General features: G+C 41.0%; 13 protein-coding genes. 6 read left to right on the forward strand and 7 right to left on the reverse strand.

Annotated elements, in window-relative coordinates; genetic code table 11:
• Nucleotides 1–64: 64 nt before the first annotated feature.
• Entirely contained in the window at nucleotides 65–2251 is a 2187-nt protein-coding gene (locus QZ407_RS07010; protein WP_295769126.1) for an FUSC family membrane protein, read from the forward strand.
• Nucleotides 2252–2269: 18 nt separating this feature from the next.
• Here the strand turns inward: QZ407_RS07010 and QZ407_RS07015 are convergent, their stop codons facing one another.
• From QZ407_RS07015 to QZ407_RS07030, 4 genes are all read right to left on the reverse strand, one after another.
• Nucleotides 2270–3469, reverse strand: coding sequence for a tetratricopeptide repeat protein (locus QZ407_RS07015; protein WP_295769127.1), 1200 nt, complete (start codon nucleotides 3467–3469; stop codon nucleotides 2270–2272).
• Between the two features lies 1 nt (nucleotide 3470).
• Nucleotides 3471–4760 (reverse strand): AAA family ATPase, encoded by a 1290-nt coding sequence (locus QZ407_RS07020; RefSeq protein WP_295769129.1) that lies wholly within the window; start codon nucleotides 4758–4760, stop codon nucleotides 3471–3473.
• Between the two features lie 78 nt (nucleotides 4761–4838).
• Entirely contained in the window at nucleotides 4839–5594 is a 756-nt protein-coding gene (locus QZ407_RS07025) for a TIGR03915 family putative DNA repair protein (RefSeq protein ID WP_157541576.1), read from the reverse strand.
• A 3-nt stretch (nucleotides 5595–5597) separates the two neighbouring features.
• On the reverse strand, nucleotides 5598–6851 hold the full coding sequence (locus tag QZ407_RS07030; protein ID WP_295769518.1) for a putative DNA modification/repair radical SAM protein: 1254 nt from the start codon (nucleotides 6849–6851) through the stop codon (nucleotides 5598–5600).
• 99 nt (nucleotides 6852–6950) lie between these two features.
• Between QZ407_RS07030 and QZ407_RS07035 the strand changes: the two genes are divergently transcribed.
• From QZ407_RS07035 to QZ407_RS07045, 3 genes are all read left to right on the forward strand, one after another.
• Nucleotides 6951–7364, forward strand: a complete 414-nt coding sequence (locus tag QZ407_RS07035) for an organic hydroperoxide resistance protein (protein ID WP_157541578.1) — start codon at nucleotides 6951–6953, stop codon at nucleotides 7362–7364.
• Between the two features lie 140 nt (nucleotides 7365–7504).
• Complete coding sequence (locus tag QZ407_RS07040) at nucleotides 7505–8626, forward strand: aminotransferase class V-fold PLP-dependent enzyme (protein WP_295769134.1); 1122 nt, start codon at nucleotides 7505–7507, stop codon at nucleotides 8624–8626.
• A 61-nt stretch (nucleotides 8627–8687) separates the two neighbouring features.
• Nucleotides 8688–9164, forward strand: a complete 477-nt coding sequence (locus tag QZ407_RS07045; protein ID WP_295769135.1) for a hypothetical protein — start codon at nucleotides 8688–8690, stop codon at nucleotides 9162–9164.
• Between the two features lie 51 nt (nucleotides 9165–9215).
• Here QZ407_RS07045 and QZ407_RS07050 read toward each other — a convergent pair whose 3' ends face one another.
• On the reverse strand, nucleotides 9216–9950 hold the full coding sequence (locus QZ407_RS07050) for a hypothetical protein (RefSeq protein ID WP_295769137.1): 735 nt from the start codon (nucleotides 9948–9950) through the stop codon (nucleotides 9216–9218).
• A gap of 144 nt (nucleotides 9951–10094) precedes the next feature.
• On the opposite strand from QZ407_RS07050, the gene QZ407_RS07055 reads away from it, so the two are divergent.
• Nucleotides 10095–11390 carry a PQQ-dependent sugar dehydrogenase gene (locus QZ407_RS07055; RefSeq protein ID WP_295769139.1) on the forward strand — a complete coding sequence of 432 codons (1296 nt, stop codon included), beginning with the start codon at nucleotides 10095–10097 and terminating at the stop codon, nucleotides 11388–11390.
• A gap of 67 nt (nucleotides 11391–11457) precedes the next feature.
• Here QZ407_RS07055 and QZ407_RS07060 read toward each other — a convergent pair whose 3' ends face one another.
• A complete protein-coding gene (locus tag QZ407_RS07060; protein ID WP_295769141.1) occupies nucleotides 11458–12312 on the reverse strand; it encodes a fumarylacetoacetate hydrolase family protein in 855 nt (284 codons plus the stop codon).
• Between the two features lie 25 nt (nucleotides 12313–12337).
• A complete protein-coding gene (locus tag QZ407_RS07065; RefSeq protein WP_295769143.1) occupies nucleotides 12338–13369 on the reverse strand; it encodes an aldo/keto reductase in 1032 nt (343 codons plus the stop codon).
• A 210-nt stretch (nucleotides 13370–13579) separates the two neighbouring features.
• Between QZ407_RS07065 and QZ407_RS07070 the strand changes: the two genes are divergently transcribed.
• A complete protein-coding gene (locus QZ407_RS07070) occupies nucleotides 13580–15271 on the forward strand; it encodes a beta-xylosidase (protein WP_295769146.1) in 1692 nt (563 codons plus the stop codon).
• The last annotated feature ends 3 nt before the right edge of the window (nucleotides 15272–15274 follow it).

A 15274-nucleotide genomic window follows, 5' to 3' on the forward strand; every position in this document is an offset into this window, starting at 1 on the left:
TGTACAACATGCACCATACTTTTCTACTTTTGCAAGTAGTTTCAGCCCTACTTTTTTAAGCCTGATGTCTATCCAAAGCCGCGAAATAAAAACCTTTTTTTTTAGCCAGTACTTTTCTGACGGTTTACGCATAAGTGCAGGACTGCTTTTACCTGCAGTGATATTTGCTCAGTTTGATATGTTGCAAACCGGCCTTACAATATCATTAGGTGCGGCTTGCATGAGCGTTATTGACAACCCCGGACCCGTAGTGCTTAAGCGAAATGCTATGCTTATTGGCAACGTGCTGGTGTTTTTAGTTGCGGTATTAACAGGCTTTGCGCGTTACAATTTATGGTGCCTGGGCATTGAGGTTACGCTCCTTACGTTTGTCTGCTCATTCCTGGTGGTTTACGGCAACCGGGCAGCAGCCATTGGTACAGCCGGCTTACTGGCCATGATATTTATAATGGATAAGGCATTAAAGCCACAAGATGTACTGAGTTATAGTTTAACTGTATCCTCGGGCGGCATATGGTATATGTTGTGGAGCCTTGTGTTTTTTGGAATACGGCCTTATCGCGCTGCACAACAAGCCCTTGGCGAAAACATTGCCGATATTGTTAGCTACTTACGCATTAAGGCTGACTTTTATTTGCCTGAAACAGATATCGACGAAAATTACAAGAAGCTTGTTTTAAAGCAAATACAGGTAAGCCAGCACCAGGATGCTGTGAGAGAGATGCTTTTCAAAAGTCGCTTGGTAGTGCGCGAGTCGACTAATTATAGCCGGATGCTGGTACTTACTTTTGTTGACCTGGTTGATTTGTTTGAACAGGTAATGGCAACCCACTATGATTACAATCACATGCGCGAGCAATTTGCCAACACCGGTATTTTACAGGATGTAGGTAAATTATTGCACCGTATGGGTGATGAACTGGATAACATTGGGTATGCCGTTTTATCCAACACCTCCTATCACAGCAATGTACGCTTCCTTGCAGATTTGGAAGAGCTGAAAACCCGGATAGATGCTATTGGTGCCGAGGGACATTCAGGCAGTATTATGGCCCTTAAAAAGGTGCTCATTAACCTGCGCGATTTAAACAAAAAGATAATCAACATTTATCGTTACCATAAAACCCGGGCGGCAAAAAAGCTAATCAAAAATCCGCACCAGGTAGAATATCAAAAATTTGTTGAGCATCAAGACTATTCGCCACGTGTTTTACTGGATAACTTAACGTTTGAATCGTCAACGTTCAGGTTTGCCCTACGCGTTTCCATTGTTTGTCTTGTGGGCTTTTTAATTACAAAAAGCCCTGCCCTGCTACACCTCATCAATGATTTGAGCGGAAGGCGTATAAGCTTCGGCCAGCATAGTTACTGGGTAATTCTGACAATTATAGTAATTGTAAAACCTGCGTTTAGTTTGTCAAAGCAACGCAACTACCAACGTCTTATAGGTACAATTGTAGGCGGACTTATGGGCGTAGCAATTTTGACCTTTGTGCATAATGACACTGCACAGTTCCTGATTTTGGCCGTTTTGATGGTGGGCGCATATAGCTTTATACGTACAAATTATGTTGTAGCCATTGCCCTAATGACTCCGTATGTGCTTATACTTTTTAAGTTTTTGGGTGTAGGGCATTTAAATATAGCCGAGGAACGTATAATTGACACCATAATAGGATCTATAATAGCCTTGGGAGCTAATTACTTTTTATTCCCTTCATGGGAGTCTGACCAAATCAGGGAAATATCAGGTGAGGTTTTAGCTGCTAATAGTGGTTACCTAACTAAAATAGCTGATACGATAAACGGCGTTCCGGTTACCACAACAGAGTATAAACTTGCACGCAAGGAGGTTTATATTAAATCGGCTAACCTCGCGGCGGCTTTTGAACGTATGACTTCGGAGCCTAAAACAAGGCAGCAAAAAATTAAGGATTTGCACAAATTTGTAGTGCTTAACCATATCCTTTCATCATACGTTGCTACAATGGCTTCAACAGTTGCCGATAAAGATGTACATCGTACCAAGGCCGACAACTTAAAGCTTATAAAGCGTAGTGTTGCTTTGCTCAATGAAAGTTCAAAAAAACTTGGAGGCAAAGTAGCAGACTTTACTGCAGATAAGATACAAAGTGAAACGCCTGAGCTAACTGATTTAACGGCAGATGAAAACCTGGTTAAAGAACAATTAGGTTTTATTCAAAAGATAAGCGCGGATATATTAAAAACTACAGATAACCTCATTAACTAACGAGTTTGTTTCTAATTGTTACCGCCTTATAAAGGCCAAGGCCCATGAAAACACAACTGCGGAAATAATAAGTGTGCTTACGGCAAATTCCAAAGATTGATTGGCTACATAACCCAGGTAAATGCTCCATACACCACAACCAATAAATAATAAGCCAAAGGCCGCTAAAATTATTTGTTTCAATTGCTTCGTTATGCCTCCCACCAAGTAAACCGGAATTGTAGCAAGCAGAAAAGAAAATGCAAGCACGTAAAAGCTATAGTGTAATGTGATACCTGCCAGCACTGCTAATAAACCGCCACCAATTGCTGCAATGTTTATTTTAGTGAGCAACATGGTTTGAGGCTTCATTAAATAACGTCCATACTTATCAAAGTAAATAATTACATCACTTATTGGGCCCGTGAACCAAGTCCAAAAAACAAAGATGAGATATGGGATTGCCAGTATGGGTATAACTTTTACAATTAATACTAGGCCTATGACAAATCCCCATCTGTACTTTCCGTTCATTTCATCAAGCCAATAGGAAAATTGAAGTAATTTGCGGTAAAAAACATTGCTCGATTTTATGGCTTGAAGCATACCCGTACGTGCAAACTCATATCCCGGATCGGCATTTAACGCAGCGGCAAAGTGTTCTTTCGCTTTTCGAGCATCTCCCTGTCTTAAGTAATAGTAGCCGGTGTTAGCCTGCGTGAGTTCGTTCTCAGGGTCATCGGCCAGCATGTTCTCCAATCGGTTAAACGCCTCTCCGATTAAACCGGCACGGGTTTGTGCCATAGAAAGCATGTTGTTACACATGGCATCATCCGGGTCAAGATCTAAGCCGTTTAAGGCTGTCTCAATAGCTTCCGTGTACTTTTTTTGGTTGATAAAAATTAAGGCTTTTAAACCGAAGTACGTTGCCGAATACGGATTGATGCTTATGGCCTGATTAATAAATTCTTCACCAAGCTTGTAATTATCATGTTCCAGCGCTATGTGCGCGTTTAGATAAAATAGAAAGTCATTTTCGGGGTTGAGTCCTATACCAGTATTGGCGGCTTGTTGCGCATTTTTTAGATCCTTTATTCTTAAAAAAGCCGATGCCTGCAGGCTATATAACTCATCAGAATCAGGGTATTCAGTAAGCGCCCCTGATATTTTTTGCAAAGCAAGATCTATCTTATCGCGGCTGATGAGATTTTGTATTTGCTGAAATAATTGATGCTCCATGCTACAAATTCAGGTAAGCTTTAATATCATCATACATACCCGATGTATTAGAGTATAAAGCATAATTGCGGGCCGTGTTAAACCATTCTTTAGTTGATGGCCGAACTTTTTTTATGGCGTTTACTACGTCGGCTTGAGTAATTTTTTCAATCTTACCTGATCGCATTGACTGCCTTAACTTTTCTTCTGTAGCAAGCTCTATCAAAAGTTTCAAATCAGCACCGCTGAAGCTATCCGTTTTAGCAGCAATTTTATCATAGTCCATTGATTCGGCAGGCTTGTCACGGAGCATCATTTCTATGATTGAAGCACGGGCAGATAAATCTGGCGGTGGTACAAAAATAATCCGGTCAAACCTTCCCGGACGTAAAAAGGCCGAATCAATATGCCATGGAGAATTTGTGGCACCCAATATCAGTACACCGTCGTTCTTACTATTTATACCATCCATCTCCTGTAGAAACTGATTAATCAAATTTCTACCGGCAGATTGTCTTAAGTCACTTCTTTTACTACCCAGCGCATCTATCTCATCAAAGAACATAACGCATGGATTATTTCTCCGGGCCGTTTCAAATTTTTCGTGCAGGTTTTTTTCGCTGTTGCCAACCCACATATTTAAAACCTCTTCAATACCTATATTCATAAACTTTGAGGCAATTTCACCTGCTGTAGCTTTTGATAAATAGGTTTTACCACATCCCGGGGGACCATACATTAATATACCCCCTCCTGCCTTTTTGCCAAAAGCTTTAAAAAGATCGGGGTTAGCCAGAGGCTCAATTATCTTTATACGTATGTCATCTTTAATTTCATCCATTCCGCCAACATCACTAAAGTTAATGTCAGGCTTTTCAATGAAAGCATTATAGTTATCTTCGTCTTCAATTTCAAATGTTGGAATTTTCAATTGGCGTTCAATATCAGTGTCGTGCCAATCCGGATATTTAACCATAAACGCCTGGTAATGTGCAATTGCATCATCAGTATGTCCTGAATCAATTAGCAGTTGGAGATAGACGGTCAACAGCTCAGCATTGTCGTTGGTGTTCAACAACTCTTCACATATAATAATACCGGGTGTGTAGTTTTTAAGCTTAAGGTAACATTTGGCTAAAAGCAATTTACTTTCGTCAGCCGATTCATAGCCGAGCGCTATATTCAAATGATCTTTAGCTTTATCAAAATCATTTAAAGCAAAGTAGCCTTTTGCCACCTGTTTGCGCAATATGATATTATCAGGAGTTATTTCGAGGGCTTTTTCAAGTTCGGCTAAAAGTTCTCTGTTCATCTATCAGTAGTTTGGTGTAGCATTAACAAAAATGCTAACGGGCTAAAGATATAACAAAGTAGGCATAGGTTAAACAGCTCAAATTTTCTCTGTTAAAAACTTCCAGTAGCGCTTGGGCACATGGCGCATATGAAGTTTAGTATTTTTACGGGCCGGAATGTTAACGCTTTTAAAATAATTTTTCCATAAATTCTGATATAAACCTTCATCTTCAGTATATGATGATATTACGTTATCCGGTCGTGACGTTGCAAAATCAAGTGTTATATACTCTATATGGTGCAAATCATAATAAAGACCATAATTACGGCGCATATCATATATAATCCATTTTTGATCGGCATAGCGGTTTTTAAAATGCTTACCCACAAGTGGTAGAACGTTAAAATCAGGTTCAATGGCCGCATAAAAAATTCCGTCTTGCAATTTTTGAAACCGTATAAATGCTTCCATTCTATGCTTTTCGCGTCTAACCATTCTTATAATTTCGGCAAGCCGCAGCACATATTTATTGCCGTAGTCTTCTTCTACATTTTTCTTCGAGTCAAAAACATAGCGTATATAGCCAATAAGCATAATGTCTTCATCGTCCATGCCGGCTAAATGGGCAGCATACAAACGCTGCATTCCACCTGCCGAAAGCTTTTCTTGCAGTCCCTGTAAAACCCGGCCGGCACGTTTTTCATCAGTAATTACCTGAATCACTTCTTCAAACAAAGCTTTACTCAGCCACTCTCCTTTTTGAATTTTAACATGTAGTAATTTACGTTCGTAAATTTCAAACACACAGGTTAATAATCCTTCAAAGGTTCCGTCGTAAACCAGCGTAGTCATAAATTAAAACAGATTTAATTGCGTTGTTGCGTTCTTTAAAAACTTACTATGTGATTGCGATAAAATAAACTGCTTGATATTGGTTGCAGTTAAATCCCGCCGTTCAAACCGCGAGCTGTTACAGGTTATGAAGTACTTTGCCCGGTTTAGAGCGACCCCTATTTTTTTTAATTGATCCCAGTTAAGTTTACCAAATTGGCGGGCACTTACAATTTTATGAGCTGATTGCAATCCTATACCCGGTACGCGTAAAATAAGTTGCAAATCAGCTTTATTAATATCAATAGGAAAAACTTCCAGGTTACGTAAGCTCCAGCTTAACTTTGGATCAATATCCAGATCGAGATGAGGATTAGTGTCATTAACAATTTCGTTGACCTTAAAGCCGTAAAAACGCATAAGCCAATCGGCCTGGTAAAGGCGGTTTTCACGTACCATAGGTACGCTGGTATGTAAAGCCGGCAAGCGCTTATCACTCAATACCGGTACATAACCCGAGTAATAAACCCTCTTTAAATTAAAATTTTTGTAAAAGTGATTGGCTGTCTGCAATACTTGTACATCAGTTTCGGGGGTGGCGCCCACAATCATTTGAGTGCTTTGTCCTGCGGGGGCAAAAATTGGCGCTTTTTTAAACAGCGCTTTTTCTTCTTTACGGAGTATAATTTCATTTTTCAAAAACCCCATTGGCTGAATCATGTCTTTGCGGTTTTTTTCAGGAGCTAAAAGCTTAAGGCCTGCTTCGGTAGGTATTTCTAAATTAACGCTAAGCCTGTCTGCATACAATCCCGCTTCGCGCATTAATTCATCACTTGCACCTGGTATTGATTTTAAATGAATATATCCATTGAATTTATGCTCAGTACGCAATTTTTTGGCCACCCTTACCAACCGTTCCATGGTAAAGTCGGCGTCTTTGAAAATGCCCGAGCTCAAAAACAATCCTTCAATATAATTACGGCGATAAAAGTTGATTGTAATATCAACTACTTCCTGCACAGTAAAAGCTGCACGCTTAATGTCATTACTACTGCGTGAAACACAATAGGCACAGTCAAAAATGCAATGGTTTGTTAGTAGTATTTTAAGTAAAGATACGCACCGGCCGTCTTCAGTATAAGTATGACAAATTCCATTACTGGCGTTACCCAACCCTTTATTTTCATTTTTACGCTTACTACCGCTTGATGAACATGACACATCATACTTAGCAGCATCAGCCAAAATATTTAGCTTTTCTATTATCCGTTCCTCAATCATACCAATCAAAAATACTAAATATTTTAGTATTTGTTTGTATGGTGGGTAAAAACTTTACAACTATCAATTGGTTAGAAATAAAATTTATTTATCAAAATGGAAAAAGTATATACAGCCGTGGTAACAGCCAAAGGCGGCCGCGATGGTCATATTAAATCATCAGATGGTGTTTTAGATGTTGAATTGCATAAGCCGCAGGAAATGGGCGGACAAGGCGGAGCATTTACAAACCCCGAACAATTGTTTGCCGGTGCATATGGCGCGTGCTATTTAGGCGCACTGGGCAGCGTAGCACGTAAAGATGATATTGATGTAAGTGAAGCCACAGCCGAAGTACATGTAAGCTTTAATAAGGATGATAATGCCTATGCCCTATCAGCAGAATTACATGTTCATATTCCGGGCATGAGCCTCGACGAAACTCAGCAATTGGCTGATAAGGCCCACCGTGCCTGTCCATACAGTAAGGCAGTTAGGGGTAATATTGAAGTGAAAGTATTAGCAGTATAATTTACAATTCAATATAAAGGGCGTCGTTTGCTTTGTCAAACGGCGCCTTCTTATTTATTAAATCATTCCGGATTCAAATAGTGATTTTAAATGTTATTTAAACATCTACATTTGCTATAATACTAATCTTTACACTGTATATGAAAATTGAAACGCTGGCCATTCATGCAGCCAACCAAACTGATGAATCAACCGCTGCAGTTATACAGCCTATTGTACTGGCAACAACGTTTGAGCGCGATGAAGATGGCGGTTACAGCAAAGGCTTTAGCTATAGCCGTGCCAGCAACCCAAACCGTTTAAGTTTGGAAAACGTGCTTGCTAAATTAGAAGGTGGTGTTGATGCTGCTGCATTTTCATCAGGTAATGCGGCAGGCATGGCGGTGTTTCAATCGTTAACACCAGGCACGCATATTATTGCGCCCGATGATATGTACCATGGGCTGCGCAATCAATTAAAAACCTTATTTAACGGCATTTTAGAGTTTGATTTTATTGATTTAAACAATGAAAACCTACTTAAAAATACAATTAAGCCAAACACCGGTTTATTTTGGGTTGAAACGCCATCAAATCCTCTTCTTAAAATCACAGACATTAAGAAGGTGGTAGCCATAGCACATGAAAACAACATCAAAGTAGCATGCGATAATACGTTTGCCAGTTCATTAGGGCAACAGCCATTAAAGCTTGGCGCCGATTTGGTTATGCATTCAACAACCAAGTATCTTGGCGGCCATAGTGACCTTACCGGCGGTGCACTTATAACGCCTGTTAAGGATAAATGGTGGGAACGCATACAACAAATACAACAAATGGGCGGCGCAATCCCCTCTCCTGCTGATTGCTATTGGCTAACCCGAAGTATTAAAACTCTACCTTATCGTATGCGCGCACATGCCGAAAATGCATATTTACTTGCGTCATTTTTAAATAATCACGTAAATGTTGAACAGGTTTTATATCCTGGCCTGGCAACGCATCCGCAGCATGAATTAGCTAAAGAACAGATGTTAAACTTTGGTGGGATGCTTTCTTTTTTGGTGAAAGGCGGTGTGGAACAAACTGAACGCGTTATTAATGCTACGAAATTATTCACCAGCGCTACCAGTTTGGGTGGGGTTGAAAGTTTAATTGAACGCAGGGCTGCTATTGAAGGCCCTGATACTAAGACGCCGCAAAACCTGCTTCGTGTATCAGTTGGATTAGAGCATATAGATGATTTAATTGCTGATATGGACGCCGCTTTGAATCAAATTTAAGCAGGTTATTAAAACTTTTTTGTATTTCGGCAATTGTTTAAGTATATCAAAACATAAACTTATGGCACTTGGCAAAGACGAGATAACAAACGATAACTTCAACCCTGAGGGGCAAAAAGCACACGCCTATAAAGTTGAAGACGATAATAATTTAGATGAAAAAGCACTTAAGGCGCGTAACGTAATATGGGGCGGCGAAATGGCCGATGCAGAAACCCCAGGTCATGAAAGCCATGGTATGGGTGGCCATGCGTTTGGTGAAATTAACGAAACGCCTTCAGGTGATTCTCCGGGTAACCCATCACGCAATGCAGGTTATAAAAACGAATACTTTAGACGAACCGAGCCTGCTGAAGAGCATCCGGAAAACCAAAATTTTCAGCCCGATCATCAGGAAGGAGCGCCCGATGAATATATGGGTAAAGAGGAATCACCGTCATTTCAGGCTGCTAACGACAATAAGCATGAAGGAGGCGCCGAAGGTAATCCTGATAGAATTCAGGAAGGCACCACTTATCATGATGGTGACGATAACTAACGAATAAGGGCCGTTTCCCGTGGGAACGGCCCTTCATGTATATGATGGATTTTAAAAGGCTACACGATTAACCGAAGCCAAATCAGGGCGGCTGTCTCGTCTGTTGTTTTCTACAAACCGCTGACCCTGCCTGTTATTTTCATTGCCATTTTTACTTCTGTTATAGTTTTCATTCCGGCTTTCATTACGTAGATATCCACCCCGGTTTCTATCGGGACCGTAAACTCTGTTATCGTTTCTTCTGTTACGGTTGTCGTCCCTCCTGTCATCCCAACGGTTTGAACCATTTTGATAGCCTTCATGTCTTTGATCATTTCTGCCTCTGTTATTGGAATCAAAAGGCGAGTCAGGGTAGCGGTTACCATACTCGGCACTGTTGCCACGGTTGTAGTCACGGTCATTATTCCAGCTGCGGTTCCAATCGCGGCGTGAATTGCCGCCAAACTTATTACGATAATAACCATGATTATCAAATGGCCTGCGGGCATGTACCTCAATACGGCGCGCCGATCTCCAGTCGTAATCACGATAGTAACCCGGTGGTAGATACGCTGCGTTTATCCAACGGCCGCCATCCATATAGTAATAGCAATGTTCGGGTACGGAATAATATGCTTCTACATCTGGCAAGTAATAAAAGTCATCGTATACTACGTTTGTAGCTACAGGTCTGTGCATGTTTATACCAACCGGACCAATATTAACGCTGATGCCAATTTGCGCGTTTGCAGTTTGCGAAGCAAATGCTCCGGCTGCAATTATGATGGTTAATAAATACTTTTTCATATGCTGTTATTTTGTAGGTATGACGATGATGCAGCCCTCAAGGTTTAACGCCTTCACTATGTAATAAAATCATTACTTGTAGTAAGTAAAGCGCGCGCCTACAATCATTTTAAAAGCATATTTTTGAGCTATCAACAACCATTTATGAAAAGAAATACAGTTTTAACATCATTTGTACCTATGCTTGCGTTGGCGGGGTTATTAGGATATGGCGCTTTTGATAAGCCTGCTGGTAAAACACGGCTCATAACACCCGATGCCGATAATGCGGGTTTAAAGTTACCTGAAGGCTTTGGTGCGCTAAAAGCTGCCGACAGTACGGGCAAGGCGCGTCATATAGCAGTAACCGCTAACGGAGGCATATATATTAAACTTAATAGGTTAAAAGGCGGCAAAGGCATTGTTTATATGCAGGATGCCAACGCTGATGGTAAGTTTGAGGCGGTAAAGTCGTTTGGAAATTACGGCGGTACAGGCATATGCATTAAAGGCGAATATTTATATGCCTCGTCAGATAGCGAAGTATACCGTTACAAGCTAAACGATAAGCAGGAAGTTATAAACACTGAAGCGCCAGAAAAAATTGTAACTGGTTTAATTAACCGTAACCAGCACGAGTCAAAATCAATTACCCTCGATAACGACGGTAACTTATACGTAAATGTTGGCGCATACTCAAACTCTTGCCAGGAGCACGACAGGCAGAAAGGCTCTATGGGCCAAAAGGGCTGCCCTATTTTAGATTCGGCAGGTGGTATATGGCAGTTTAAAGCCAATAAACTCAACCAAAGCTATAAAGATGGTGTGCGTTATGCAACCGGCTTACGTAACGTTGTGGGCTTAGATTGGAACCAGCAAAACAATCAATTATTTGTCATGCAACACGGTCGTGATCAATTGCACGATTTATTCCCTGACTTGTATACTGTAAAGCAATCGGCTATTTATCCTGCCGAATGTATGTACGCGCTAAAGAAAGGTGACAATGCCGGTTGGCCATACATTTATTACGATCAAGATCAGCATAAGAAAATAGTTGCACCTGAATATGGTGGCGATGGTAAAAAAGAGGGTGCTAAAGATATCATAGATCCGGCAGCGGCTTATCCGGGGCATATGGCTCCAAATGCCTTGCTGTTTTATACAGGTAACATGTTTCCTGCAAAGTATAAAAACGGAGCATTCATTGCCTTTCATGGTTCATGGAATCGTGCTCCTGAACCTCAAGCCGGCTTTTTTGTTGTATTTCAGCCATTTAAGGATGGAAAGCCTTATGGCAACTACGAAGTGTTTGCTGATAACTTTTCCGGATCAGCAGCTAAAACTGCCAGCGGCCGGGTTGATCACAAGCCATGTGGACTTGCTCAAGGAGCCGATGGCTCGCTATATGTAAGCGACGACCTTAAAGGAACAATTTATAGAGTTGTTTATAATAAATAGCTGTAAGTATATTCAACAAAAAAGGCTGCATTTTTGAAATGCAGCCTTTTTTGTTGTTTGATAAGTTTTATTCACCGTAAGCTTTAACAACTTGTCTTTGAGTGCCTAAACCATCAATACCTAAATCAATAATATCGCCTGGTTTTAAGTATACTGGAGGGTTAAATCCAAGACCTACACCAGCCGGAGTGCCTGTTGATATTATATCACCCGGTAGTAAGGTCATAAACTGGCTTACGTATGAAATAAGGAATGGAATTTTAAAAATGAAAGTTTTAGTATTGCCTGTTTGCATACGTTTACCATTAACATCTAACCATAGGTTCAGGTTGTTATCATCAGCTATCTCATCTGCTGTAGCTAAAAACGGACCCAGGGGTGCAAATGTATCACATCCTTTACCCTTATCCCATGTACCGTTGCGCTCCAGTTGAAACTCGCGCTCTGAAACATCATTATGTAAAACGTAACCTGCAATGTAATCAGCAGCATCGGCTTCATCAACATAGCTTGCTTTTTTACCTATTACAAAAGCAAGTTCAACTTCCCAATCGGTTTTCACTGAATTTTTAGGAATTACCACGCTATCATCCGGGCCAACCATTGCAGTAGTACTCTTCATGAATATAACGGGTTCCGGCGGTATTGGTGCGTTTGTTTCCTTTGCATGATCGGCGTAATTAAGGCCAATACATAAAATTTTTGAAGGGCGCGCAACGGGGCTGCCCAGGCGCTCATCATCAGCTACAGTGGGCAAGTTAGTTCCATGCTCGTCAACTATTGCTTTTAATTTGTCTAAACCTCCTGTTTCAAAAAAAGCTTCATTGTAATCAGGAATAAAGCCTGATACGTCATATCTTTTATCATCAATCAAAACGCCCGGTTTTTCCTGGCCTTCATTACCAAATCTAATCAGTTTCATTTATGGTATATGTTAATCGTTGTTCTTAATTTACTAAGTTGAAGCCTTCATCGGTTATAAGCTCTTCTTCGTGCAGTTTTGACCAAAATTCGGCAGGCACCTTTGTATTGAATAATTGCAGGTTGTGCTCAACACGTTTTGGATTGCTGGTGCTCAAAGCAACACTTTTTACACCCGGTGCCGCAAGACCGAATTGTACGCATACTGCTGCCGGTTCAAGCTGGTGCTGTTTGCAAAGTTCATAAAAGCGGCTTCTCCAGTTATATAATGCATTGCCTTCGGTGGTCTCTTTATCTATTAAATGATAGTTGTAATAACCACCGCCGGTTAAAAAGCCGCCGTTAAACACAGCCGAATTGATTATGGAAGTGCCCTGGTCGTTAAGCTTACGCATAAAAGCGAGCAAATCTGCCGGATGACTGTGCACCGTCATGCTGTTTGCAATCATTACCCAATCCAGCTTTACATCATTACTTATACGCTGTATGCTGTGCCAGTCTTTCGCACCTACACCAACCGATTTTACTTTACCTGCACTTTTAAGCTCTAATAAAGCATCATAAGCACCTAAAATATCTTCATATCTTTTAGCCTTATCGCCTTCATCTGCAGAGGCAGCCAAATATTCATCCGGATCATGTACTGATACAAACTGTGCCTCATAATTTCCTAACAGTTCATTACCCTGATGATAGCATTCTAAAATGCCATCGTAGCTTATTTTTTGAACCGCATCAAATTCTAAGTCTACCCATACCCCAGGTTCAAAGGTTGGCTCGGCTGTCACAAGCGGTGTACGTAGCCAGCCAAGCTTATTACTGATAATTACATCGTCAGGTGATACATTTAAATCGGCTAAACACTTTCCTAAAGACTCAAGCGCCAAACCAGCACCATATTTACCAGCCGAATCTAAAACAGCCGGCTTTTGACTATGCTGTACAAACTGCCGGACAATTTCAAGCTTCACCTCATAAGGCAAAGCCACATATAAATTACCTAAACCGCTGGTACCTAATATTACAGGCGGTACTTGTATTTGATTGTGTTGAGACATTAGATTTAATTAAGACGTAGCAACTGCTGCTGTGGCAAAGCTATTACTATATAACAAATATGGAAATGTAAATTTGAAGAATAATAGATGCTATGCCATGTACTTGATAGGCATTTATTTATAGGATGTTCTCTTGCCTCAATTTTGAAACCAACAATATTTTGCTACCTTTAAGCGTCATCCTGACACTAAATAAACCACTTATAGCCTATGCTTAAATCTGTTATCAATGCGGTAATGCTCGCAGCTGCTGTATTTACGTGCAATAATGTAGCAGCACAATCCCCCGCCCGTGTACAAGTTAACCTAAATAAAGTTAAGGCGCCCATGAAGCCAGTTTGGGCCTGGTTTGGTTACGATGAGCCGAACTATACGTATATGAAAGACGGCAAGAAGCTGCTGACTGAAATTTCGCAATTAAGCCCGGTGCCTGTATACGTACGTACGCACAGCCTGTTGGTTAGCGGCGATGGCGAGGCCGCGCTTAAATGGGGATCAACCAATGCATATACCGAAGATGCACAAGGGAACCCAGTTTACAACTGGCGTTTGGTTGACAGTATTTTTGATACCTACGTTAAACGCGGAATGAAGCCTTTTGCCCAAATTGGTTTTATGCCACAGGCCTTGTCAACCCACCCTGATCCTTATCGGCATTATTGGAAACCAGGCGACCCTTACACCGACATAATTACGGGTTGGGCTTATCCGCCTAAAGATTATAAAAAATGGGGTGATTTGGCTTACAACTGGGTTAAGCATTGTATTGAAAGGTACGGTAAAAAAGAAGTTGAAAGTTGGTATTGGGAAGTTTGGAATGAGCCCAACGGACATTATTGGAAAGGTACGCAGCAGGAATTTTTCAAACTGTATGATTATGCAGCCGATGGTGTAAAGCGAGCACTTCCAACAGCAAAAATAGGCGGAATAAATATTGCGGGTACATCCGGCCGCGGCGCTCAGCAGTGGACGAATGCTTTTATTAAGCATTGCCTTACCGATACAAACTATGCTACCGGTAAAATAGGCTCACCGCTTGATTTGCTTGCCTTCCATGCTAAGGGAAACCCTAAATTAGTTAACGGGATAGTTCAGATGAATATGTCGCCACAGTTACGTGACATAGCCACCGGATTTAAAATTGCTTCTACTTATCCTCAAACCAAAAGCATACCGCTTATCATAGGAGAATCTGACCCTGAGGGCTGCGCGGCATGCGGAATGGCAACCAATCCTTCAAATGCATATCGTAATGGCACTATGTACTCCAGCTATACTGCTGCTACATTTGCCCGTAAATATGAACTTGAAGATCAATATAATATAAACTTTCAAGGTGCTGTATCTTGGTCGTTCGAGTTTGAAAACCAGCCTTGGTTTTATGGCTTCCGCGATCTATCAACCAATGGAGTTGATAAGCCTGTATTGAACGTATTCAGGATGTTTGGCAAAATGGGTGGCAACCGTGTTGAAGCAGTAAGTGATCGTATGTATGCCCTTAAAACTGTTATGGACTCAAGCGTGAGAGGCAAACAATCAGATATAGGAGTGCTGGCTTCAAAAAATAGTAAATCGGCTGCTGTTATGGTTTGGAACTACCATGACGATGATAAGCAAGGCCCTGCCGAACAGGTACAGGTTACTGTAAATGATGTTCCCTCCAAACTTGTTACACTTACCCATTACAGGATTGATGATAAGCACAGCAACTCATACGAAGTTTGGAAAAAAATGGGCTCTCCGCAACAACCAACAGCAGCACAAATTAAGCAACTGGAAAAGGCAGGACAGTTGGCTACCTATGTATCACCTAAAAAAGTTAAAGTTGGCAGCGATAACAAATTGAGTGTTGACTTTGAGTTGCCCCGGCAGGGAGTTTCATTATTGAAGATAGACTGGTAGCCA

Source organism: uncultured Mucilaginibacter sp., from assembly GCF_913773635.1.
Taxonomy (GTDB): domain Bacteria; phylum Bacteroidota; class Bacteroidia; order Sphingobacteriales; family Sphingobacteriaceae; genus Mucilaginibacter.